Source organism: Roseovarius halophilus (ex Wu et al. 2025) (assembly GCF_047086965.1).
Genome location: NZ_JBKOTX010000028.1, coordinates 13,234 through 36,734, shown reverse-complemented (window position 1 = coordinate 36,734; position 23,501 = coordinate 13,234). Strand labels below are relative to the sequence as shown.

Annotated in this window: 24 protein-coding genes; 16 read left to right on the top strand and 8 right to left on the bottom strand. The window is 63.4% G+C overall.

The window, feature by feature from the left end:
• Positions 1–32 precede the first annotated feature (32 nt).
• From ACH107_RS08175 to ACH107_RS08155, 5 genes are all read left to right on the top strand, one after another.
• Positions 33–824 (top strand): zinc-ribbon domain-containing protein, encoded by a 792-nt coding sequence (locus ACH107_RS08175; RefSeq protein WP_412505398.1) that lies wholly within the window; start codon positions 33–35, stop codon positions 822–824.
• Positions 825–1,067: 243 nt separating this feature from the next.
• Positions 1,068–1,766: a glycine betaine ABC transporter substrate-binding protein gene (locus tag ACH107_RS08170; protein ID WP_412505407.1), complete on the top strand. Its 699-nt coding sequence runs from the start codon at positions 1,068–1,070 to the stop codon at positions 1,764–1,766.
• Positions 1,759–2,154, top strand: coding sequence for a hypothetical protein (locus ACH107_RS08165; protein ID WP_412505397.1), 396 nt, complete (start codon positions 1,759–1,761; stop codon positions 2,152–2,154). The genes ACH107_RS08170 and ACH107_RS08165 overlap by 8 nt, the downstream gene beginning before the upstream one ends.
• 12 nt (positions 2,155–2,166) lie before the next feature.
• The gene (locus ACH107_RS08160) at positions 2,167–3,411 is read left to right on the top strand and encodes an ABC transporter permease subunit (protein ID WP_412505396.1); all 1,245 of its coding nucleotides are present in this window, start codon (positions 2,167–2,169) and stop codon (positions 3,409–3,411) included.
• 9 nt (positions 3,412–3,420) lie between these two features.
• The gene (locus ACH107_RS08155) at positions 3,421–3,543 is read left to right on the top strand and encodes a hypothetical protein (protein WP_412505395.1); all 123 of its coding nucleotides are present in this window, start codon (positions 3,421–3,423) and stop codon (positions 3,541–3,543) included.
• Positions 3,544–3,549: 6 nt separating this feature from the next.
• Here the strand turns inward: ACH107_RS08155 and ACH107_RS08150 are convergent, their stop codons facing one another.
• The 5 genes from ACH107_RS08150 to argH all read right to left on the bottom strand — a co-directional run bounded on the left by ACH107_RS08150 (position 3,550) and on the right by argH (position 9,424).
• Positions 3,550–6,111: a TIGR02302 family protein gene (locus ACH107_RS08150; RefSeq protein WP_412505394.1), complete on the bottom strand. Its 2,562-nt coding sequence runs from the start codon at positions 6,109–6,111 to the stop codon at positions 3,550–3,552.
• A gap of 70 nt (positions 6,112–6,181) precedes the next feature.
• Positions 6,182–7,447 (bottom strand): diaminopimelate decarboxylase, encoded by a 1,266-nt coding sequence (gene lysA / locus ACH107_RS08145; RefSeq protein ID WP_412505393.1) that lies wholly within the window; start codon positions 7,445–7,447, stop codon positions 6,182–6,184.
• Between the two features lie 107 nt (positions 7,448–7,554).
• Positions 7,555–7,860 (bottom strand): DUF2834 domain-containing protein, encoded by a 306-nt coding sequence (locus ACH107_RS08140; RefSeq protein WP_412505392.1) that lies wholly within the window; start codon positions 7,858–7,860, stop codon positions 7,555–7,557.
• A complete protein-coding gene (locus ACH107_RS08135) occupies positions 7,857–8,036 on the bottom strand; it encodes an argininosuccinate lyase (protein WP_412505391.1) in 180 nt (59 codons plus the stop codon). The genes ACH107_RS08140 and ACH107_RS08135 overlap by 4 nt, the downstream gene beginning before the upstream one ends.
• Positions 8,033–9,424 (bottom strand): argininosuccinate lyase, encoded by a 1,392-nt coding sequence (argH, locus tag ACH107_RS08130; RefSeq protein ID WP_412505390.1) that lies wholly within the window; start codon positions 9,422–9,424, stop codon positions 8,033–8,035. The genes ACH107_RS08135 and argH overlap by 4 nt, the downstream gene beginning before the upstream one ends.
• A gap of 25 nt (positions 9,425–9,449) precedes the next feature.
• Between argH and ACH107_RS08125 the strand changes: the two genes are divergently transcribed.
• The 11 genes from ACH107_RS08125 to ACH107_RS08075 all read left to right on the top strand — a co-directional run bounded on the left by ACH107_RS08125 (position 9,450) and on the right by ACH107_RS08075 (position 20,102).
• Positions 9,450–10,016, top strand: a complete 567-nt coding sequence (locus tag ACH107_RS08125) for a TlpA family protein disulfide reductase (protein WP_412505389.1) — start codon at positions 9,450–9,452, stop codon at positions 10,014–10,016.
• 254 nt (positions 10,017–10,270) lie between these two features.
• Complete coding sequence (gene ttcA / locus ACH107_RS08120; RefSeq protein WP_412505388.1) at positions 10,271–11,140, top strand: tRNA 2-thiocytidine(32) synthetase TtcA; 870 nt, start codon at positions 10,271–10,273, stop codon at positions 11,138–11,140.
• Between the two features lie 54 nt (positions 11,141–11,194).
• On the top strand, positions 11,195–12,712 hold the full coding sequence (locus ACH107_RS08115; protein WP_412505387.1) for an EAL domain-containing protein: 1,518 nt from the start codon (positions 11,195–11,197) through the stop codon (positions 12,710–12,712).
• Between the two features lie 122 nt (positions 12,713–12,834).
• Positions 12,835–14,655 (top strand): membrane protein insertase YidC, encoded by a 1,821-nt coding sequence (yidC, locus tag ACH107_RS08110; protein ID WP_412505386.1) that lies wholly within the window; start codon positions 12,835–12,837, stop codon positions 14,653–14,655.
• Positions 14,655–15,398 carry an MOSC domain-containing protein gene (locus ACH107_RS08105; protein WP_412505385.1) on the top strand — a complete coding sequence of 248 codons (744 nt, stop codon included), beginning with the start codon at positions 14,655–14,657 and terminating at the stop codon, positions 15,396–15,398. Before yidC ends, ACH107_RS08105 begins: the two co-directional genes overlap by 1 nt.
• Complete coding sequence (gene yihA, locus ACH107_RS08100; protein WP_412505384.1) at positions 15,398–16,048, top strand: ribosome biogenesis GTP-binding protein YihA/YsxC; 651 nt, start codon at positions 15,398–15,400, stop codon at positions 16,046–16,048. The genes ACH107_RS08105 and yihA overlap by 1 nt, the downstream gene beginning before the upstream one ends.
• 79 nt (positions 16,049–16,127) lie before the next feature.
• Positions 16,128–16,991: an acetylglutamate kinase gene (argB, locus tag ACH107_RS08095; RefSeq protein ID WP_412505383.1), complete on the top strand. Its 864-nt coding sequence runs from the start codon at positions 16,128–16,130 to the stop codon at positions 16,989–16,991.
• 61 nt (positions 16,992–17,052) lie between these two features.
• On the top strand, positions 17,053–17,847 hold the full coding sequence (locus ACH107_RS08090; RefSeq protein ID WP_412505382.1) for a sterol desaturase family protein: 795 nt from the start codon (positions 17,053–17,055) through the stop codon (positions 17,845–17,847).
• On the top strand, positions 17,844–18,485 hold the full coding sequence (locus tag ACH107_RS08085; RefSeq protein WP_412505381.1) for a ferredoxin: 642 nt from the start codon (positions 17,844–17,846) through the stop codon (positions 18,483–18,485). The genes ACH107_RS08090 and ACH107_RS08085 overlap by 4 nt, the downstream gene beginning before the upstream one ends.
• Before the next feature lie 14 nt (positions 18,486–18,499).
• The gene (locus ACH107_RS08080) at positions 18,500–18,973 is read left to right on the top strand and encodes a SixA phosphatase family protein (protein WP_412505380.1); all 474 of its coding nucleotides are present in this window, start codon (positions 18,500–18,502) and stop codon (positions 18,971–18,973) included.
• 10 nt (positions 18,974–18,983) lie between these two features.
• The gene (locus ACH107_RS08075; protein WP_412505379.1) at positions 18,984–20,102 is read left to right on the top strand and encodes an acetoin utilization protein AcuC; all 1,119 of its coding nucleotides are present in this window, start codon (positions 18,984–18,986) and stop codon (positions 20,100–20,102) included.
• 65 nt (positions 20,103–20,167) lie between these two features.
• On the opposite strand, the gene ACH107_RS08070 is transcribed toward ACH107_RS08075, so the two are convergent.
• The 3 genes from ACH107_RS08070 to ACH107_RS08060 are packed head-to-tail and all read right to left on the bottom strand — an operon-like array spanning position 20,168 to position 23,475.
• Complete coding sequence (locus ACH107_RS08070) at positions 20,168–20,917, bottom strand: amino acid ABC transporter ATP-binding protein (protein ID WP_412505406.1); 750 nt, start codon at positions 20,915–20,917, stop codon at positions 20,168–20,170.
• Between the two features lie 49 nt (positions 20,918–20,966).
• Positions 20,967–22,259, bottom strand: a complete 1,293-nt coding sequence (locus ACH107_RS08065) for an amino acid ABC transporter permease (RefSeq protein WP_412505378.1) — start codon at positions 22,257–22,259, stop codon at positions 20,967–20,969.
• A gap of 1 nt (position 22,260) precedes the next feature.
• Positions 22,261–23,475: an amino acid ABC transporter permease gene (locus ACH107_RS08060; RefSeq protein WP_412505377.1), complete on the bottom strand. Its 1,215-nt coding sequence runs from the start codon at positions 23,473–23,475 to the stop codon at positions 22,261–22,263.
• Positions 23,476–23,501 lie beyond the last annotated feature (26 nt).

The window sequence follows — 23,501 nt, the reverse complement described above, 5'->3', positions numbered from 1 at the left end:
CAACGCGGCAGCGACAGTCAGCAGGTGGCAGGATGAGGCTCATTTGCCCGAATTGCGGGGCACAATACGAAGTTCCCGACGAGGTCATCCCGGCCGCGGGACGCGATGTTCAATGCTCGAATTGCGGCGACACCTGGTTTCAGCACCACCCCGATCAAGCGCCCGCCCCCGTGGATGACGATGCCGACACGTACGAAGCGCCCGCCACGTCCGACGAAACCCCCGCCGCCGAGACCGTCGAGGGGGAGGACGCCGTCGAAGACGCAGAACAATCCGGCCCACGTCGCCTGGACCCGGCGGTCGCGGATGTCTTGCGGGAAGAGGCCGAACGCGAACAGCAGGCGCGCGCCGCCGACAGTGACAGCGGTCTTGAAACACAACCTGACCTCGGCCTCGAGGACAACGACGAAAGAACACGTCAGGCGCGCGCACGCATGGCACGCCTCAGGGGCCAACCCGAAGAAGACGGTGCGGAAAAACAGCCGCAAGAAGAAATCGACCCGGGATCACGGCGCAACCTGCTGCCCGATATCGAGGAGATAAATTCCTCGCTGGAGTCGAATTCGGGCCGCCGCGATCCGGGGCTGACCTCCGCGCAGGCCAACGCCGCTTCCACCGAGGCAGAGACTGGCTCCGGTTTTCGACAGGGTTTCCTGCTCGCAATCGTCATCGCGCTCGTTTTGCTGCTGCTTTACCGCTTCGCCCCGGTCATCGCGGCCCGCATCCCCGGCACCGAAGCTGCGATGGCCGGCTACGTCGACACCATAAACGCCGCCCGCGCGACACTGAGCGCCCTTGTATCGGACATGTTGAACGGAAATTGACAGGAGCGGCACATCCGCCCCTGACGACATGATGACTGACCCGGACACGCCGCTCATGCCGCAAGGGGAAGTGGGAAACCGCTGATTGCCGGTCGGGCACATCAAAAACAGTTTGCTCTTACTTTGCAAAATTTTTATTGATTTATCAGTCAATAAAAATTCCGCAAGGACGGAGAAAGAACGAGGTCCTTGTCCACGGGTCTGGCGGCGATCTGCATCGCCAGCCCCGCGCTCGCCACTGGCATGGGCGCGACAGACGAACCGATCCGCCTTGCCGTCAACGAATGGACGGGTCAGCACGTCACGACCCATGTCGCGGGCGGCATGCTCGAAGCAGCAGGCTATGACGTGGAATATGTCACTGCCGGCGTGATGAACCAGTTCCAGGCCCTCGCCGATGGCGACATCCACGCGACACTCGAAATCTGGTCCTCCAATGTCTCAGACGAATACGCGCGCCAGCTCGAGGCCGGCAACCTCGACGAGATCGGCGACCTGGGCCTCGAAGCCAAGGAAGGCACCGCCTACCCCGCCCACGTGGCCGAGATTTGTCCCAGCCTGCCCGAATGGCAGGCGCTGAAGGATTGCGCGATGAAATTCGCTACCGCCGATACCGTCCCGCAAGGCCGACTGGTGGATTACCCCGCCGAATGGGGCACACCGGGCGCCGACCGCATGGCGGGGCTGGACCTGCCGTTCCGGGCGGTCCCGGCCGGATCATCGGCAGCGTCAACCCCGCCGACCTTGCCACCGCGCTGCAGGCCGAAGAGGCATGACCGCCCCCGCAAAAAACGGCGGCACGAACACCGCCGCCACGCGGTCGAGCCGGGGCGCGCGGGCGGCAATGGCCGTACTGTCGGTCGGTGCCGCCTGCCTGCTGCTGGCGCCGGTGCTGCCGTGGCTGGTGAAATGGCCCGACGCGTGGGCCGTGCCTGTGACTGACTGGATCGGCAGCGGCGCCACCTGGCTGCTTGACCTCATCAAGCCGGTGGCACGGTTCTTTGCCCTGCTGCTGGCGTATTCGATGAACGGGGTCAACGCGCTCTTCAACGGCATTCCGTGGCCGCTGATGATCGGGGGCATCACCGCGCTCGGCTGGTTCATTGGCGGGCTGCGGATGGCCGCGCTCGGGCTTGCCGGTCTCGGCTTCATCGTCGCGTCAGGCTATTGGTCGGAAAGCATGAACACGCTCGCGCTGGTCACCGTCTCGGTCCCGCTGGCACTGGCCGCCGGGGGCGCGGCGGGCATCCTCGCCAACGAGGTCCCCCGCGTGAAATCGACGATCCAGACCGTGATGGACGTCATGCAGACGGTGCCGACCTTCGCCTAGCTCACGCCGCTGTTGCTGCTTTTCGGGTTCGGGCCGGTGGTGGGCCTGATCGCCTCGAGGATCACGTTGCGGGCCATTGGCGGCGCCACGCGGCTGCAACAGCTCCTCCTCGTGGAAATCCCCTCGGCCAAGACGCAGATCATGGTCGGCGTCAACCAGTGCCTGATGGCCGCGCTGTCGATGGTCATCATCGCCGCCGTGATCGGCGGCTTCGACGATATCGGCTGGGAGGTCCTGCTGACCATGCGCAAGGCACAGTTCGGGCAAAGCCTGCTGGCCGGGCTCGTGATCGTTGCCTTCGCCATCATCATCGACCGCATGAGCGGTCATCTCGCCCGCGAGCGCGCCCTGCACGACCCGCGCGTCGCGCTCGGGATGATCGGGGCCGCGATGCTGGTCACCGTCGTCTTGCCGACCGGTCCCGGTGCCGGGTCGGGCGATGCGCTGCTGCAACCGCTGGCCGACGCCGTGGACCGCGGCCTCGGCGCGTTCACGTCCAGCCACGGCGCCGCGCTCGACGGGATCAAGGAGGGCGCGATGTTCTACGGCCTGCTGCCGCTGCGGATCGGGCTTGATGACGCGGTGCTCCCTTTCACGTGGGGTATCCAGTGGACACAAAACATGACCCTCGTTCTGTTCGCCACTGCCGCTGTTGCCGCGTTCGCCGTCGCCCGCGCGGGACGTGTTACGCAGGGCCTGCTTCTGGTAATCGGCGCCGGCGTGGTTGAAACCGGAATCGCCGAGTTGCCCTGGCCCTTCGTGCTGATCGGCGCGGGCGCCATCGGCTGGGTCGCGGGCGGACTCAAGCTGGCGCTGTTCGCGATCTTGATGCTGGCATCGCTTCTCGTCAGCAGTCTGTGGCAGGAAGCGCTGCTGTGGCTCTACCTCGCGGGCGCCGCGGTACTGACCTGCGCAGGGATCTGCGGGGTCATCGGGCTGCTCTGCGCGGTCTATCCAGTGGCATGGCGCGTGGTGCGGCCGGTCTGCGACATGCTGCAGACCATACCGCTTTTCGTGTTCCTGATCCCCGTCCTCATGTTCTTCCAGATAGGCGAGTTCTCCGTCTTCCTCGCCATCTGCCGCTATGCCGTGGTGCCGATGATCCGCTACACGCGACACGGGCTTGTCTCGACGCCCGAAGACATGATCGAAGCGGCCGTCGCGTGTGGCGCGACCGAACGTCAGATGATGCTTGAAATCCGCGCGCCCTACGCCACGCCCGCGATCCTGTCGGGGTTGAACCAGACGATCCTTTAGGCCTTTGCCATGCTGGTCATCGCGGCGCTGATCGGCACCACGGGCCTTGGACAGTCAATCTATCTCGCGCCCGTGGTCGCCAGGCTCGTACAGGGTTTTGCCACGGAAAGGCGCAGCAAGCTCGGGTTGTGAGCCCGCTCAGAACCTCTCCAGCAACCGCTTGAGGTACTCCAGCTCCACGTCGGGCCGCTCGCCATCACCCGAGCGGCGGCGGATCTCGTCCAGCAGTTCGCGCGCGCGCCGGTAAACGTCCTCGCCCTGCAGCAGGTTCTCTTGCGTGCCGACGCGCCCGCCCTGACCCGGTGTGCGGCCTAGCGGATCGGATTGCCGATCGCCAAACTGGCCCATTGCCTGCCCTTGCCCACCCTGGCCTTGCCGTTCCGCCATGGCCTCGCCAAGGTTGCGCATCCCGTCGCGCAACGCTTCCATTGCGCGCGATTGCTGGTCGATCGCCCCGGACAGATCGTCGTCGCGCAGCGCCTCCTCGGCGCCCCGCATCGCGCGATCCGCCCTGTCGAGAGACTCGCGCGCGGAGCGGCCCGCCTCGCTGCCCGCGCCGGGCAGGTTGCCGCGCTGGTTTTCCAGACGGCGGCGCAATTCCTGCTGCCTGTCGGCAAGGGATCCCGCGCCGCGCCCGGCCTGTTCACCGCCCTGACCGGGTTGCGCGCCTTCTCCGTCGCCTTGCTGGCCGCGACCTTGCTGGCCCTCGTGGCTCTCACCACGACCTGCGCCGCCGTTGCGGCCCTCGTTACCCTGAGATTGCCCCGACCGGGCGCCCGGGTTGAACTGTTCCTGCAGGTCGCGGAAGGCCTGATCCGACAGGCCCTGTTGATCGCGAAGCGTTTCCGCAAGCCCTTCCATCGCCTGCTGACCGGGTGATTGGCCTTGCTGGCCCTGCCCCTCGGTCACACGCATGTTCTCCATCATCTGCTGGAATTCCTGCAGCGCCTGTTGCGCCTCGGCGAAGCGGCCCTGCTCCATCAATTCCTGGATGCGGTCCATCATCGCCTGCAGGTCCTGCTGGGTCATCCGCATCTCGTTCTGCGCATTTTCCTGCTCGCCCTGATCCTGAGCGCCCTCGCGCTGCGCCTGCCGGGATTTCTGCCTGAGGTAATCCTGCGTGGCGTCGCGCAACTCCTGCATGAGCCGGGCGATTTCCTCCTCGCTGGCCCCGTTCTTCATCGCTTCGCTCAGGCGTTCCTGCGCCGCGCGCATCCGTTCCAGCGCGTCGCCGATATCGCCATCCTCCAGCAACACGGCCAGGTCCCACAATGCGACGGCGACCTCATCTCGCGCCTCGCGCGTCAGGCTGTCATGGCGCACCAGCGTCTCAAGGCGCCGCAGGATCGCGCGAAACCGCAGGTAAGATGTCTCCGATCGGAAAAGACCCGGGTCGGGCTCGTATGAAATCGCGCGCATCACCTGTGTCACGCGATGCGCGTTTTCCCGCGACCAAAGAAGATCACGCCGTTGTTCGATCACGGCGGCGGCAAGCGGATCGAAGAAGCGCCGCGCGGGCAATGTCATCTCGTGGGATTCGCTGGTCCCCGTCTGGCCCGCGGCATCCTGCACGCTGAGCTCCAGTGTGACGGGCAGATGGGCCCAGGCGTGGCGCGACAGGTTCTCGACCAGCGTTTCGGTGAACGCCGCCCGGTCGCCGGTGATCGGCATCGGCAGGTCCAGAACGATGCGGTCACGCGGTTCAGGCTCTATGGCAAGACCGTGATCGCGTTCGATCCTGTCGGCATCCAGCCGGAAGGTTGCAGTGCCCCCCGTCACCCCGTAATCGTCCGACGCGTCGAAGGTCCGGCTCATCTGTCCGTCAAATGTGGTTTCGGTTGGCGCGTCGGTCAGCGCCACGCGCGGCGGCAAATCGCGGCTCGCGATCACGTCCCACGCCGCGCCTCCGGCGCCGTCGATGCGCAGGGTTCCCCCCTTGGCAATTTCGAACCGGCGCACATCCTTGCTTTCCGGCACTGTATCCACCGGCCGGCCCGATACTGTCTCGAAAACGCCCAGTTGGCCGTTGTTGCCGTACAGGCGGATGGTCACGCGGCTACCGACGGGCGCTGTAATCGTGCCGGGCTGATCGTTGAGGTAAAGGCTCGGCCGCCCGGTATAGGCAGGTGGCTCGATCCAGCCTTCCCATGCCGGTCCTCCGGCCACGGCGGTACCGCCTCCCGGCACCATGCCCCCGATCGTTCCGGCGCGCCAGACCGACCCGAACAGCAACGAGACCACGAGGGCCAGAAGCGCCACGTAACGCAGACCGAACGGATCGCGGTGCGCCAGCCTGAGGTCCGGCCCGACGGGCCCGGCGCTTGCGGCGCGCTCGGCCATGCGGGACTGGTATGCCCTCCAGAGTGATTCCGACACCGCGTCGCCGGCACCTACGGCCTGCACATCACCGAGCGCAGTTAGCGGGCGCCCGGGAAGACGGGCATCCATCCGCGCCATGGCTTCGTCGCGGCCGGGCCATCGGAAATGGCGCGCGCCCCGAACTAGCAGAACCAGGCCCAGAAGAGCCGTGATGAGCATGACCGCCCAGACGATCTCCACGCGGACCACGCCCTGTACGCCGATCATCGACAGCGCGGCGACCGTGGCGATAAGTGTCCAAAGTGGCCAGAAACACCTCGCCAGTCGCTCGACTGCCAGACCTGCCCACGTCAAGGCCAGCGACCGCTTCACCCGTCTCATGGCGGGGTCGGGAGAGTGCGAACGCCCTGTCATGCTCCATCCAGTTGCCGCGCGTAGTGCGCCCGACATGTCATACCCATGGCGGGATGGTATCGCGATTTATTATTTCGTCAAATGTCGGGCGCGCCCTGATGACGGCGAATTGATCTTCCTTGACAAGGACCTCGGGAATTAACGGCCGGGTGTTGTATTCGCTCGCCATCACAGCGCCATAGGCGCCGGCACTGCGAAACGCCACCAGATCACCCTCCGCGACCGACGGCAGCCTGCGCGCGCGCGCGAAGGTGTCGCCCGATTCGCAGACCGGCCCGACGACGTCGTAAGCGCGCTGCTCGGTTCCGGGCGCCGTTTCCGCCACGGGGATGATGTCGTGATACGCATCGTACATGGCCGGCCGGATCAGGTCGTTCATCGCCGCGTCGAGGATCAGGAAATCCCGGTCCTCGCCGACCTTTTCATAAATCACTTCCGACACGAGGATGCCTGCATTGCCGACAACGAGCCTGCCCGGCTCGATCTCGACCTCGCAGCCCAGATGGCCGACCGTCTCGCTGATCAAACCACCATACTCAGTGGGCAGGGGCGGCGCCTCGTTGCCGCGGGTATACGGGATGCCCAGCCCCCCGCCCAGATCGAGCCGGCGAATATCATGCCCGTCCGCGCGCAAAACCCCCGTCAATTCCGCGACTTTCTCATACGCGGCCCTGAAGGGCGCCAGATCGGTCAACTGGCTGCCGATGTGAACGTCGATCCCCACCACGCGCAGCCCCGGCAGCCGGGCCGCCTCCGCATAGACGTCGCGCGCCCGCGTGATCGGAATGCCGAACTTGTTCTCGCTCTTGCCGGTGGCGATCTTCGCATGGGTCCTGGCATCGACGTCCGGGTTCACGCGGATGGTCACCGGCGCGCACATCCCCATTTCCCGCGCCACGCCGCTCAACGCGCGCAGCTCCGGTTCGCTTTCGACATTGAATTGCCGGATGCCGCCCGCAAGCGCCTGCGCCATCTCGGCCCGGGTCTTGCCGACACCGGCAAAGACGATCCTCTCGCCGGGCACGCCCGCTGCCTTCGCCCGCGCGTATTCCCCACCCGAAACCACGTCCATGCCGGCCCCCAGCCCGGCAAGCGTTTTCAGGATCGCCTGGTTGCTTGCCGCCTTCATCGCGTAGCAGACAAGGTGATCGAGCCCGGCCAGCGCCTCGTCGAACAGCCGGAAATGCCGGGTCAGCGTGGCGGTGGAATAGCAATAGAACGGCGTACCGACTTGCGCCGCGATCTCGGCGATGGCGACATCCTCGGCATGAAGCGCGCCGTCACGATAAAGGAAATGATCCATGGTTCCGCGTCCTCTGGCTTGTCGCATGCCGTGTCACCGCGCATCGCGGTTGAACTCCCGGGCACGGCCCCGGCTTCTTCTCGGCCGAAATACCCCGCTCCGCCGGCTCAGTCCCGCATGGACCGCAGGAACAGGTAGAGCGGCAGGCCACAGCTCACGCCGATCCCGAATGTCGCGGGGATCGCGATGAGCCCCAGCCAGGCGCGGCGCGCGGCACATTCCGCGACGATCCACACCGTAAGGGCCACCGCCGCAATGGTCAGGTCCCAGACAAGGCCGCTGGTCGCCGCGTTTGCATGCCATGCCTCGACCATGCCGGCAAGGTCGATCCCGTTGTCACGAAACCATGTCACGAACCAGCTCATCGGGTGGATGGCGCCCCAGACCGCCAGTGCAAGCCAGACCACCCTCACAGCGACGTCCCCACGTGCACGCTGACATTGCCGCTCACCCAGTCGGTTCCGACCGCGCCGTCGACCCCGCGCTCGCTCGCGCCCACGGTGGTGTTGACCGACGGCCGCACGGGGTCCCCGTCAACGCCGCATGCCGCCACCATTGCCACCGCCGCGATCCCGGTTACCCATCTCATTTCAGCATCTCCTTCCAGCGTGCGACCTGTTCCCGTACCCGTCGAGGCGCCGTGCCGCCATGGCTGACACGCGACGCGACCGAGTTGTGCACACCGAGTACGTCGAAAACCTCCGCCCGGATTTCCGCATGGACCGATTGCATGTCCTCGAGGCTGAGCTCCGGCAGGTCACAGCCGCGTTGTTCGGCCATCGCCACGAGGCTGCCGGTCACGTGATGCGCCTCGCGGAACGGCATGTCGAGCACCCGCACCAGCCAGTCGGCCAGGTCGGTCGCGGTGGAAAAACCCGTCGCGGCGGCGGCCTCCAGCGCGTCGCGGTTGGCTTGCATGTCGCGCGCCATGCCCGCCATCGCGGCAAGGCTCAGCAACCAGTTGTCAGCCGCGTCGAAGACCTGCTCCTTGTCTTCCTGCATGTCCTTGGAATAGGCCAGCGGCAGCCCCTTCATCACCGTCATCAGCGCCACGTTCGCCCCGAAGACGCGCCCGATCTTCGCGCGGATCAGCTCGGCCGCGTCGGGGTTCTTCTTCTGCGGCATGATGCTCGACCCGGTGGAGAACCTGTCGCTCAGCGTCACGAACCGGAACTGCGCCGAGGACCAGATCACCAGCTCCTCGGACAGCCGGCTGAGATGCATGGCCGAAATGCTTGCCACGCTCAGGAATTCCAGCGCGAAGTCCCGGTCGCTCACCGCGTCCAGGCTGTTCGGGCACGGCCGGTCGAAGCCGAGATCGCGCGCCGTCATGTCGCGGTCGATCGGAAAGGACGTGCCCGCCAGTGCCGCCGCGCCAAGGGGGCATTCGTTCATGCGCTTGCGGGCATCCCGCACGCGGCCCATGTCACGGCCGAACATCTCGACATAGGCCATCATGTGATGGCCCCATGTCACCGGCTGGGCAACCTGCAGATGAGTGAAGCCCGGCATGACCCAGTCTGCCCCGGCCTCGGCCTGGTCAAGCAGCGCGCCGATCAAGGCCCTCAGCCCCGCCTCTGCCGCGTCGAGCTGGTCGCGCACCCACAGCCTGAAATCGGTCGCCACTTGGTCGTTGCGGCTGCGGCCCGTGTGCAGCCGACCGGCCGGGTCGCCGATGATCGCTTTCAGCCGCGCCTCCACGTTCATGTGAATATCCTCGAGCGCGGCGGAAAACTCGAAACTGCCATCCTCGATCTCTGACAAGACCGTGAGCAGCCCTTCCCTCATCGCCTCGGCATCCGTATTACTGACAATGCCCGTCGCAGCGAGCATCGCGGCATGGGCCCTCGATCCGGCGATGTCCTGCGCCGCCAGTCGCTTGTCGAACCCGATGGAGGCATTAATTGCCTCCATGACGGCATCCGGCCCGGCGGCAAAGCGGCCGCCCCACATCTGGTTCGAGGTTGTCGTGGTCATGTCTCACACCCGTCCGGAGGGATTTATGAAAATAATTCGGTCCGCCGTTCTTTATATGGCCCTAGCGCTTGGTGCAAATGCCGCCTTCGCCGACATCGCCGCTCTCGAGGCGCTGCGCGAGGGCGACATGAAGAAACTGACCTTTCACAGCGCACCGAAGCCCGTCAGCGAAACGCCGTTCGAAACCGTCGACGGCAGCTCCATGACGTTGGACGCGTATCGTGGCAAGGTCGTTCTGGTGAATTTCTGGGCCACGTGGTGCGCGCCCTGCCGCAAGGAAATGCCGATGCTGTCGGACTTGCAAAGGGACCTGGGCGGCGAGTCGTTCGAGGTCGTCACGCTCGCCACAGGGCGCAACGCCCCCCCGGCGATGAAGAAGTTCTTCGACGAAATCGGTGTGGACAACCTGCCGCTTCACCGCGACCCGAAAAGCCAGGTCGCCCGCGAAATGGGGGTGCTGGGCCTTCCCGTCACCGTCCTGCTCGATCGTGACGGACGCGAGATTGCCCGGCTGCAGGGCGACGCGCACTGGAATTCCGAGAGCGCAGGTCAAATCGTGAATGCCCTGATCGCCGGGGACGACGGCGATTGACAACCTAGGGCCGTCGCGCATCGGCGGCGGGTCCGCGATCGGGTCTCCGGCGCCGGGCGCCCCGGGCTCATGCAAGGCTTTCAAGCACCCGCATGCACCCGCAATCCGGGGCCAGCCGGGGCTTGGAGTTGACGAGTGGGCGCAACGGCGTGGTACCGACACGCCGCCGACCTCGGGAAATCGCCGTCGCGTTGATCGGGTTAACACCCCTCGCGGGCCTTGCCCGGCGGACACAACTCGGCTAGGGCGATCCCATGCTGGACGACCCCGATCACATCCACCCGCTCTTCGCCGGCGCCCCTGCAAGCACCGAGTTCAAGAAGCTGCGAAAGCGCATCGTGCGCCAGACACGCGATGCGGTGGATCAATACGGCATGATCGAGAAGGGCGCGAAGTGGCTCGTCTGCCTGTCCGGCGGCAAGGACAGCTACACCTTGCTGGCAGTCCTGCATGAGCTGAAATGGCGCGGCCTCCTGCCGGTGGAGCTTCTGGCCTGCAATCTCGATCAGGGTCAGCCGGGCTTTCCCGCCACGGTACTGCCAGAGTTCCTGAAAGAGCGCGGCGTGCCGCATCGGATCGAATACCAGGACACCTATTCCGTCGTCGTCAACAAGGTGCCGCAAGGGCGCACCTATTGCGCTCTCTGCTCACGGCTGAGGCGCGGGCATCTTTACAGGATCGCGCGAGAGGAGGGATGCTCGGCGGTGGTGCTGGGGCACCATCGCGACGACATTCTGGAAACCTTCTTCATGAACCTGTTCCACGGTGGGCGCCTTGCGACGATGCCACCCAAGCTGGTCAACGAGGAAGGCGATCTATTCGTCTACCGCCCGCTGGCCCACGTTGCTGAGGCCGATTGCGAACGTTTTGCCAAGTCTCTGCAGTACCCGATCATCCCCTGTGACCTATGCGGCAGCCAGGACGGGCTGCAGCGTCAGCAGGTCAAGCAGATCCTCGACGGGTGGGAGGCCAACGCACCGGGGCGCAGGCAGGTCATGTTCCGTGCCCTGATGAACGCCCGGCCGTCCCACCTGCTCGACCCGAAGCTGTTCGATTTCGCCGCTCTGACCACGGCCACCGCCGGGTCGGGACCCGAGGAACCGGAAATGCCGCAACTGCGTTAACAGGCTGTTCAGGGACATGCTGTACGTTCGCCGGACAGTGACGAGTTCAGCATCATGTACCGGCCATTTCACAAACTTGTCCATCACCTGCGCGGTCGTGTTCACACGGCGCTCACCGGCCCGCACGTCCTGGCATTTCTGCCGGCCCTCGTGCTTGTCAGTTATTGGTTCGGCGGGGAACCTATGTTGATCGTAACAGCCCTGGGTTTTCCCGGGTTGCTGCTCGTGTCAGGTCGCGCGGGGCGGCATACGCCGGATATAGAAACGCCAATGCCGCTTGCGCCGCATGCCACCGACAGGCGGGGCCTTGATCAATTCATTGACGCCGCTCTAGGCAAAACGTCGTACCGGGTAGCCGATCTTGCCCTCTTCCTGATCATGCCGGACAGCGCAGGCAACATTCGGGCGCGCTTCGGGCAGAGGGCCGCGGAAACGGTGCTTCAACGCGTCCGCAGCCGCGTGGCGCAGGACATCAGACGCCGTGACGCGGTTTTGCGACTGGAACATGACAAGATCGCCGTCGTCATCACGAGCCAAGAGCCGATCTGCAAACAAGCTGCGCAAGACATGGCGCAACGTCTTTGCTCCGGCTGCGAGGGGCCGATCCTCCTCGGAGGCGCCATCATCAAGCCGGACATCGTCGTGGGTTTCTCCCGACACTCCGCGCTGGACGCTCCGTGCGGCGCGGACATCACGCAGGCCGCTTTGAAGGTACTCGAAAACGGAGCGAGGACGCGCGAGCCAACCGCGTCCCGGCGTCACGTTCGTGAAAGCGAAGTCGGTAGTGCGACTGACACCACGGCAAGGCGCGGGCCGCATCGCCAGTCGAGGGCCACATCGTGCATGCCGTGGTTTCAGCCACTGATTTCCAACGACACAGGGCAGGTCAGCGGCGTCGAGGTCGTCATCCGGCCCATTGATGCATCTTTTCCCGACATCACCGATGAAAACCGCGCGACTGTCGGGCAGCAAACGGATGAGTTCGCATCAAAGGTATTCGAAACGCTTGCCGCGTGGGGATTGGCGGGCGTGGAGATTCCTCGCGCCGTCTTGCGGATCACCCGGCGGGACCTCGATGACCCGACGCTGGCCGACCGGCTGGCCTGGGAAGCTGATCGTCACTGCATGAGCCCGAACCGGCTCGTGGTGCTACCCCCTGAGGCCCCCGCCAAGGGCTTGTGCGACGAAAACGCACGCAACCTTCAACGACTGGGCGAGCACGGATTCGGGATCCAACTGACCAATCTTGAACCGGGACAGGCTGAAGCCGCGTTCATCCACCATTTCGACGCGCGTTACCTCAGGATCCGCCGCTGCCTTGTTTCGAGGATAGACATCGATGCGGCGAAACAGCGACTGATGTCGGAAAAGGTTATCCTGTCAAGCGAAATGGGGCTCGTGACCGTCGCGGCCGGAGTGGTGAGCGCCGGAGAACATGCCATGCTTGCCCAGCTAGGATGCGACCACGTTCAAGGCGCCGGTATCGCACGCCCAATGCCAGCCGTCGACATCCCTGAATGGTGCCGCCTGCACGCCGCGCGCCTTGAGGAAACGCCACGCATATGCCGGTAAGCGGTCCAGCCTGCGGCACCGGATGCGCGCCAGTGACCTGAATCCATAATCTCCCCTTGACCTTTTGGCTCTCACTCTGTTGAACCCCTCGCACATGGGAATAATGGAAACGGCCATCGGCGATGGATGATCAGAACAAGAACCTCATACTTGCGACAGCGCTAAGCTTCATCGTCATCCTTATCTGGTTCGTTCTATTTCCGCCACCGGAGGAAACAGCCGTAGATCAATCCGCCCCGGCCACATCCCAGGACCAGACGGCCGGGTCCCCGACTGCCACCGCCGATGCTTCGGCGACGGAAACCGGTACCGAAACCGCGGACACGCCGGATGCCCCAAGGCTGCCCGTCGATACGCCGAGCGTTGAAGGATCGATTTCGCTCACGGGTGGCCGGATCGATCAACTGTCCCTGAAGAACTATCGCGAGACGCCCGCCCCCGGCTCCGAGATCGTGCAATTGCTTTCGCCGGTCGGCACGGAGGCGCCCTATTACGCCCTTTATGGCTGGGCCCCGGGTTCTGGCCTGACCGTCGACGACGTGCCGGGGGCAAACACGCGATGGACCGTAGAGTCAGGCGACAAGCTGACTCCGGACAGCCCCGTTTCACTCGTCTGGGATAACGGTAACGGCCTTGTATTCCGCCGCACGATCAGCGTTGACGAGGATTTTCTTTTCACGGTCGCCCAATCTGTCGAAAACAAAACCCAAACGCCGCGCGCCCTGGCCCCGTACGGCATACTCGCGCGTCACGGCGAGCCCGATAACATGAAGAACTTCTTCATCCTCCACGAGGGGCTGATCTCGATGGCGGACGGCCAGCTCGCCGAAACGAACTATGACGATGTCGCGGATTACGAATTCAACCCGCGCGAAGGCGCACCGGCCGAGGTCACGCAGATCACCGAAAGCGGCTGGACCGGTTTCACCGACCACTACTGGATGACCACGCTGATCCCTGGTGATCGTGCCTTCAAGGCGGTCAACAAGTACGACCCGCGCCGCAACATCTACCAGACGGAAACCGTTCTGCCCACGCAGACTGTCGCGCCTGATGCAACCTACGAGGTCCAAACCCGGCTCTTTGCAGGTGCCAAGGAATGGGAAACCATCCGCAACTACCAGAACGAGAAAGGTGTTGACCGTTTCCTCGACTCGATCGACTGGGGCTGGTTCTTCTTTCTGACAAAGCCGATCTTCGCCGTGCTTCACTGGTTCAACGTGACATTGGCCTCTATGGGCATCGCGGGCTCCATGGGGTGGGCGATCATCGGGTTGACGCTGCTCATCAAGGCATTGCTCTTGCCGCTTGCCTTCAAGTCTTACGTCTCGATGGCGAAGATGAAAGAGCTCCAGCCGCAAATGGAGAAAATCAAGGAAGCGGCGGGAGACGATCGCCAGAAGCTCCAGAAGGAAATGATGGAGCTGTACAAGCGTGAAAAGGTCAACCCGGCCTCGGGCTGTCTGCCGATCCTGCTTCAAATCCCGATCTTCTTCTCGCTCTACAAGGTGATCTTCGTCACGCTGGAGCTGCGCCACGCGCCGTGGATCGGCTGGATCAAGGACCTTTCCGCGCCCGATCCGTCCTCCATCTACAATCTTTGGGGCCTCTTGCCCTGGGCCGCGCCCGAGCCCGGCTCGATCATGGCGTTGATATTCATCGGCATCCTGCCGCTTCTGCTGGGCGTCTCGATGTGGCTGCAACAAAAGCTCAACCCGGCCCCGACAGACCCCACTCAGCAGATGATCTTCGCCTGGATGCCCTGGGTCTTCATGTTCATGCTGGGCAGCTTCGCGAGCGGGCTGGTCATTTACTGGATTTCCAACAACGTGATCACTTTCACCCAACAATACCTGATCATGCGCAGCCAAGGGTACAGACCGGACGTGTTCGGGAACATCAAATCGAGCTTCAAGCGCAAATCAGGTCAGGATGAAAAGTGATGGCGCATCTGGCGGCACTCTGGCGGCACCCGATAAAGGGGCACGGGCGTGAGCCGCTTGAGTCCGTCACCCTCACGGCAGGCCAGACCATGCCGTGGGACAGGCGGTGGGCCGTCGCCCATGACGCCGCCCGTATCACGGGTGATACATGGGCGCCCTCGGTCAACTTCTCCCGCGGGGCCAAGGTGGCAGCCCTGATGGCAATCGAAGCGCGCTGCGACGAATCCAGCGGCAAGGTGACCTTGACGCATCCGGACCTCGCGCCGCTCACCTTTGATCCGGATCACGAGGATGAGGCTTTTCTCGACTGGATACGCCCGGTCATGCCGCCCGAGCGCGCGCAATCGGCCCGGATACATCGCGTCGAAGGGCGCGGCATGACCGATACCGATTACCCGTCCGTCAGCGTTATCAACCTTGCCTCGAACGCCGACCTTTCGGAAAAGACCGGCAGGGAGGTCTCCTCCCGACGCTGGCGCTGCAACCTGCACCTTGACGGGCTTGAACCGTGGGCCGAATTTGACTGGGTCGGACGCACGCTTCGAATTGGCGAGGCGGAAATCACCGTGCACGAACGCATCCTGCGCTGTCCGGCGACGACGGCCAACCCCGAGACGGGCCAACGAGACCTCGACACGCTCGAGGCGCTTAAGACCCATTTCGGCCATCAGGATTTCGGCGTCTACGCCGAGGTCACGCGGGGCGGACGTGTCACCTTGGGTGATGCCGCTCGGCTGATCTGATGGCGCTGCCCTTCCCGATTTCCGATGCGCCCGATCCCGCCGCGGCAGAAGCCGGGCGGAAATTGTTTGCCGGCCCGGTAGATTTTCTCAAGGGGGTCGTCGCCATGTCCGGCCTGCCGCCCGCAGACCGGGCCGAGGTCTGCTTCGCGGGCCGATCGAACGTGGGCAAGTCCACTCTCATCAATGCGCTCACCGGCCGCAAATCACTCGCCCGGGCCTCGAACACTCCGGGCCGCACGCAGGAAATAAATTTCTTCACCATGGGCGACAGCCATTACCTTGTCGATCTTCCGGGCTATGGCTACGCCAATGCGCCGTTGAAAAAGGTCGAGCAATGGCAAGCGTTGCTCCGACAGTACCTGTCGGGCCGGCCGAACTTGCGCCGCGCCTTCGTCCTGATCGATGCGCGGCACGGCATCAAACCCGTGGACGAGGAGATCATGAGCCTGCTCGACGCCGCCGCGGTGACGTTCCAGTGCGTGCTGACCAAGGCCGACAAGACCAAGGGCAAGAGCCGCGACGACATGCTGGCGCAGGTACAGGGCAGACTGGCCACTCACCCGGCTGCATTTCCGGAAATAATCCTGACATCGAGCGAAAAGGGCGACGGCCTGTCCACCCTGCGCGCGACCATCGCCGATCTCGCCTGACAGCAGCACGCAGACATCGGAATGGTACTTGAAGCGGACACGGATTGAATGGATAAGACGTGGCCAACAAGGCAATGACATGAAGACACGCACCATGAATCGCGACTGGATCGCCACGGCCCGCACCCTTTCGGAAGCGCTGCCCTACCTGCAGCGCTATGATGACGCAATCATTGTTATCAAGCTTGGCGGTCACGCCATGGGCAGCGACGAAGCAATGGAGACGTTCGCACGCGACGTGGTGCTGATGCGACAGGTCGGCGTGAACCCGGTCATCGTTCATGGCGGCGGCCCCATGATCAACGAGATGCTCGACAAGCTCGACATCAGATCGGATTTCGTGAACGGCAAGCGCGTGACCGATGCCGCGACGATGGACGTGGTTGAAATGGTTCTCTCCGGTCGTGTCAACAAACGCATCGTGCAAGCCATAAACCGTCAGGGCGGACGTGCCGTCGGGTTGTCGGGCAAGGACGCGGCCCTGATAACCTGCGACGCGGCCGACCCGGCGCTAGGATTTGTCGGCAGCCCGGCGGAAATAGACCCGCGCATCCTGCATACGCTTTTCAAGGACGACGCGATCCCGGTGATCGCGCCGCTCGGCGCGGGACGCGACGGCGAGACCTTCAATATCAACGGCGATACGGCCGCCGGCGCGATCGCCGCGGCCCTGACCGCAGACCGTCTGCTGCTGCTTACGGATATCGACGGCGTGCGCGACACGGCTGGCGGTGTCGTTACCGATCTTACCGCCGACCAGATCCGGGAAATGACGCGCGACGGGATCATCGCGGGTGGCATGATCCCCAAGACCGAGACCGCCCTTGCCGCGATAGAGGGCGGCGTGCGCGCCGTTGTCATCCTTGACGGCCGGGCCCCCAATGCAACGCTGCTGGAATTGTTCACCGATCACGGCGCCGGCTCGATTATCCGCCCTCGGTAAAGTTCGCGTGAGGACATCGGCGTGACTTGCGGGCAGGCCGAAACGGGTTACCTTTCGTCTCATGGAAAACGAAGCCATAATCCGCGTTGGCGTGTTTCTCGGGCTGTTCGCCCTCTTCGCCACGATCGAGGCACTGCTGCCGCGGCGTCAAAGATCGCAGCCGCGCCGGACACGCTGGTTTACCAACTGGTCGATCGTGATCATCGATACGATCGCCTTGCGACTTCTCGCGATTGTCCTGCCGCTGCTCGCGGTTGGCGCTGCTTTCGACGCGGGCGAACAGGGGTGGGGGCTGTTCAATCGTGTCGATATTGCCCCGTGGTTGGCTATCGTCCTGACAATACTGGTCTTTGATCTGGCCATTTGGGCGCAGCACCTCGTGACGCACAAGGTACCGTTCCTGTGGCGTATTCACCGCGTGCACCACGCGGACCGGGACATGGACGTGACCACGGCGATACGATTTCACCCGGTAGAAATCGCGCTGTCCATGCTGATCAAGATCGGGCTGGTCTACATGCTCGGGGCACCCGCGCTCGGGGTGATCCTTTTCGAGATTATCCTGAACGGGACCGCGATGTTCAACCATGCGAACATCCGCCTGCCGGCATCGCTGGACGCGGCCATACGGCAGGTTCTGGTCACGCCCGACATGCATCGGGTACACCATTCGGTGCACCGGCACGAACATGACAGCAACTACGGCTTCGCCCTGTCCATATGGGACCGGGTTTTCGGCACCTACATTCCACAACCGGAAAAGGGGCACGACCAGATGACGACCGGCCTCGACTGGCAGGACGATCGCCCGTCAAGGCTGGGCTGGTCTTTGGCCCTGCCCTTCCGCAGAAAATGAAACTGGCAGAAATAGAAACAACCGTGCGCCAGAATCAACTCGATGTCATGGGCGCGCTCCACCCGTCGGGAGAGGAGGCACCAGATGGCGCGCGGACCATCGTGTTGCTGGGGCCATTGGAGCCCGGCTTCTGGCCAAGCTTCTGCGCTACGCCCGAATACAATGACGGGCATGCCGACCCGCTTGATCGCTGGTCACGCCGCGTGATCGGCATGCTGGCAGACCAGCTCGGGGCAATGCCCCTGTTCCCTTTTGGCGGACCGCCTTATTGGCCTTTCGTCCGGTGGGCGCTTGCCAGCGGGCGGGCGCAGGTTTCCCCGGTCGGCCTGCTGGTGCATGATAGGGCCGGGCTGATGGTATCTTATCGCGGCGCCCTCGCCTTCACGTCAAAGATCAACGTCCCGCCCGCACCACCAAGCCCGTGCATCACCTGTCAGGATCAGCCCTGCCGCACGGCATGCCCCGTGGGCGCGCTCACGCCCGACAGATACGATATGAAGGCCTGCAAGGCGGATCTGGATCGTCCCGGCAATGACTGCATGGCAACAGGGTGCGCGGCCCGTCGCGCTTGCCCCGTCAGCCGCGCTCATGGCAGGCTTGAGGCGCAATCCGCCTTTCACATGAGCGCCTTCAAATGAAACGTCTCATTCTCATGCGCCATGCCAAATCCAGCTGGGATGGCCCGGTGCTGGCAGACCACGACAGGCCCCTGAACGGTCGTGGGCGACTGTCGGCAAAGGCAGTTGGCGACTGGCTGAGAAGCTGCGGTTACATTCCGGATCAGGCATTCGTTTCCACATCCAAGCGAACGCGTGAAACATTCGCAAGGTTGAAACTGCCCTGCGATACAGAATTTCTGGAAGACCTCTATCATGCCACGCCGCCGGAAATACTTGCCTGCCTGCGGCAGGCATCGGGGGATACGGTCCTGTTGATCGGGCACAATCCCGGGATCGCGGAACTCGCGCAATGTCTGCCCTCGGACAAACCCTCGCACGGACGGTTTCTTGATTTTCCAACCTGCGCCACGCTGGTAACGGATTTCGACGTCCAAGACTGGCAGGCGGTACAGACCGGCACCGCCGCGTCTTTGAACTTCGTGATCCCGCGTGAACTGACGGGCTGAGTCACGGCACGTGCTTGATCGTCCGGTCTTCATAGGCTCCGAAATCTACCGCGGCTCCAGCTATGGGCCACGCCACCCGTTGAGCATTCCGCGCGTGTCCACGGTGATCGACCTGTGCCGCGCGATGGATTGGCTGCCGCGCCGGCAGTATTTCAACAGTCCGCGCGCAAAGCCTGCTGCGCTCCGCTCTTTTCACACCGAGCGGTACATTCGGTCCTTGCAACACGCCGAGATCGACGGCGCGGTAGACACCTGCACGCGCGACCGTCATGGGTTGGGGACGCTGTCCAACCCGGTTTTCCCCGAAATGTTTCGTCGCCCGGCAACGGCAGCGGGTGGCTCCCTCCTCGGCGCCGAATTGCTGGCCGGCGGCGGCGTCGTCTACAATCCCGGCGGTGGAACGCATCACGGGATGGCCGACAGCGCGGCAGGTTTCTGTTATCTCAACGACCCGGTGCTGGCCCTCAAGGCGTTTCTGTCGCAGGGACATGACCGGGTCGCATATGTCGATATCGACGCCCATCACTGCGATGGCGTGGCCGCGGCCTTCCACGGGGACGCGCGCGTTCTGATGATCTCGACACATGAAGAAAAGCGATGGCCCTTTACCGGGACACTTGAGGATCGGGCCGGCAGCCATGCAATCAACCTGCCACTGCCACGCGGCACGCATGACGACGGTTTTGCGATGGTCGCCAACGAAGTGATACTGCCCGCACTTCAGGCTTGGGGCCCTGCGGCGATCGTTCTGCAATGCGGGGCTGACGGCGTCGCCGAAGACCCGCTTGCACGCCTGACGCTTTCCAACAACGCGCACTGGTTCCTCGTCGCGGCCCTCAAGCCGCTGGCCCCCCGGTTGCTGGTTCTGGGCGGCGGCGGCTATAACCCTTGGACAGTCGGGCGGCTGTGGGCCGGGGTCTGGGCCACGCTCACCGATCACGAGATCCCGGGGCAGTTGCCGGAAAGGGCCCGGGCCGTGCTGGGCGACCTGAGCTGGTCACGCAGGAAGGGCCGCCGACCAGACCACTTGATTAACACGATGCGCGATGCCCCCCGGCACGGCCCCATCCCCGACAATTTGCGCGGCCGCGTCAAGACACTCAAGGCGCGCCAACAAAGCTGGGTCTGAACCGATGACTGACTGGGTCTGCGGCGCCAGCAAGGCGCCACGCCGGGGCCGCATGGCGCGTGTGATCAATGCCCGAGAATCTGGCTGAGGAACAGCTTCGTCCGGTCGCTCTTGGGATTGTTGAAGAATTCTTCCGGCTCGTTCTGCTCGACGATTTGGCCCTGATCCATGAAGATAACACGGTTGGCCACCTGCCGCGCGAACCCCATCTCGTGAGTGACGCAAAGCATTGTCATGCCTTCCTCCGCCAGCTCGATCATGGTGTCGAGCACCTCCTTGATCATCTCGGGATCGAGCGCCGATGTCGGTTCGTCGAACAGCATGATCCGCGGCCTCATGCAAAGCGACCGGGCGATCGCCACACGCTGCTGCTGCCCCCCGGAAAGCTGACCGGGGTACTTGTGCGCCTGGTCCGGAATCTTGACCTTTTCGAGGAAATGCATCGCCGTGTCCTCGGCTTCCCGCTTCGGCGTCTTGCGGACCCAAATGGGCGCCAGCGTGCAGTTTTCCAGAATGGTCAGATGCGGAAACAGGTTGAAGTGCTGGAACACCATGCCGACTTCCGACCTGATCCGGTCGATATTCTTGAGGTCGTTCGACAAAAGCGTTCCATCCACCGTGATTGACCCGCGCTGATGCTCTTCAAGCGCGTTTATGCAGCGGATCAAGGTGGACTTCCCGGAACCCGACGGTCCGGCGATCACGATCCTTTCTCCACGATGCACCGTCAGGTCGACGTCGCGCAGAACATGGAAACTGCCGAACCACTTGTTCATGTTCTCGATCTGGATGGCGACCTCGTCCGAGACCTTCATCGCTGCCGTTTTTTCCATCTGTGCCGTTTCAGCCATAGCCTAGGTCTCCTTAACGATGATCCGTGGTCAACTGACGCTCAAGCCACTGTGAATATTGGGATATGCCGTAGCAGACCACGAAGAACAGCAGCGCCGCGAAGCCGAACAGCTCCCAGTACACGCCGTTCCATTCGGTCGACGCCAGCACCGGGCCACGGATCATGCCGACAAGGTCGAACATCGAGATGATCGAGACAAGCGTCGTGTCCTTGAACAGCCCGACAGCCACGTTCACGATCCCGGGGATCGAGATCTTGAGAGCCTGCGGCAGGATGATCAGGCGCATGGACTGGGCATAGTCCAGCCCCAGACTGTCGGCCGCCTCGTATTGTCCGCTCGGCAGGGCGGAAAGACCGCCGCGGATCACCTCCGCGATGTAGGCCGACGCGAAGGCGGTGATCATGATGATGACCCGAACGATCAGGTCGAAATTCGTTCCCGGCGGCAGGAAATATGCCAGCACGACGTTCGCCACGAAAAGCAGCGTGATCAGCGGCACGCCGCGGATGAACTCGATGAAGACCACGCATATCCACTTGATAATCGGCATGTCGGACTGACGGCCGAGGGCCAGAGCGATGCCGATGGGGATGGACAGCGACACACAGACCGTTCCCAGAATGAGGTTCAGCATGAACCCCCCGATCTGGCGGCTTTCGACCACGGGCGTGGACAAGACGCCCTCGACCGGGACGAAGCCGCTCAACCACCAGAATACACCGGTGGCCGCGATGCCTCCGAAAAAGGCGAGAATGAAACTCTGCGCGACGTAACGGCGATAGACAAGATAACCGACGACGATCCCCAGAAGCGCAAAAGCCGGCACCAGAAGCGACCCGCCCCAAATCAGCCAGTAGGCGACAAACGGGTAAAGCCCGGTGAAATAGAGCATCTGTCGGGGGAAGATCTTGTAAAAAAGCACCGGCGCGATCGCGACGAACAACAGGATGAAGGCCAGCGTGACGCGCCAGTACAATTCGTCGGGATACTGGAACCCGAACAACAATTGGTTCCAACGCTCGGTCAGGACGGCAAAGCAGCCGCCGACCTCGCCTTGCAGGATCTCCCGGCAAGCACGGATCGACGGCGCGTCCCAGATACCGTTGAGTATCCAGGGCAAAATCCATGAAACGAGCGCATAAACGCAGTAGATCGCAGCGAGAGTAAGCAGCCCGTTGAAAACACTGGAAAAGAGGTTTTCACGCATCCATTTCACGACACCCGTTTCGGCCGCTGGCGGCGTCTGTTCGGGCAGCATCGTGTCGCGGACGAAGGCGACGGAGTGTTCGTGCGTATCACTCATGTCACCTCTCCTTCAACTTGATCGCGTTGTTGTAGATATTCATCAGCGCGGAAATCGACAGGCTGATCGTCAGGTAGAAAAGCATCAGCAGAAGGATCGTCTCGATCGCGCGCCCTGTCTGGTTCAGCGTGATGCCGCCAAGCGTGCCCGTGAGGTCCATGTACCCGACAGCGATCGCGAGGGAACTGTTCTTGGTGATGTTGAGATAATGCGAAATGAGCGGCGGAATGATGACCCGCAGCGCCTGCGGCAGAACGACCAGGTTCATGATGCGGCGGGGCCGTAGGCCAAGCGATGCAGCGGCCTCGGTCTGGCCCTTTGACACCGAAAGGATGCCCGCGCGCACGTTCTCGGCAATGAACGCGCCCGTGTAGATGGCAAGGGCAAACCACAGCGCGATGAGCGACCCCAGAATCTGTATCCCGCCCGAGAAGTTGAACCCGCCGAGTTCCGGATATTCGAGGCTGATCGGTTGGCCGAGCAAGAAGTGGACGACAATGGCCGGCAGCAGCAGGATCAGGACGGAGGGCCAGCCCATGGGGAGCAGTTTGCCCGTGTCGTAAAGAAGCTTCGTGGCATACCGTCGATATGCGAACATACTGATGATCGACGCGATGAATACGCCAAGCACGACCCACCCCATCGGTTCGAACAACGGTTTGGGTACGTAGACACCGCGGTTCGTGAACGCGAACGACCCCAGAAACATCGTCGTGTCGGGATCATCGCCGCGGAAAGCGCGAGGCGCCGGCATCACGGCGGTCATGATTGTGAAGATGATGATGATCCAGATGAGCACAGGCACGTTGCGGAACGCTTCCACGTATACCGCCATCAGCTTGCGGACCAGCCAGTTGTTCGACAGCCGCAAGACCCCTGCGGCAACCCCGATCAACGTGGCGGTCAGGCATGCCAGCAACGACACGAGCAAGGTGTTCATAACCCCCACGATCGTCGCGCGCCAGTGCGATGACCGGCTGTCATAGTCGATGAGCGTCTGGTTGATGTCATAGCTCGACGGTTCCGACAGGAACCCGTACGAAATCGTCAGGCCCGCTTCGCGCAGGTTCTGCGCGAGGTTTGACCCCAGCCAGGCAAAAGCCGCAACAAGCAGCACGAGCGCGATGAACTGGAACGTATAGGCGCGATACCGCGTGTCATAGACAAGCATCGACAGCCGGAACGACTCCTTGGGGGGGTCGGTCAGTGTAGTCATCTGGGAGGGTCCCCGTATTCCGGCCC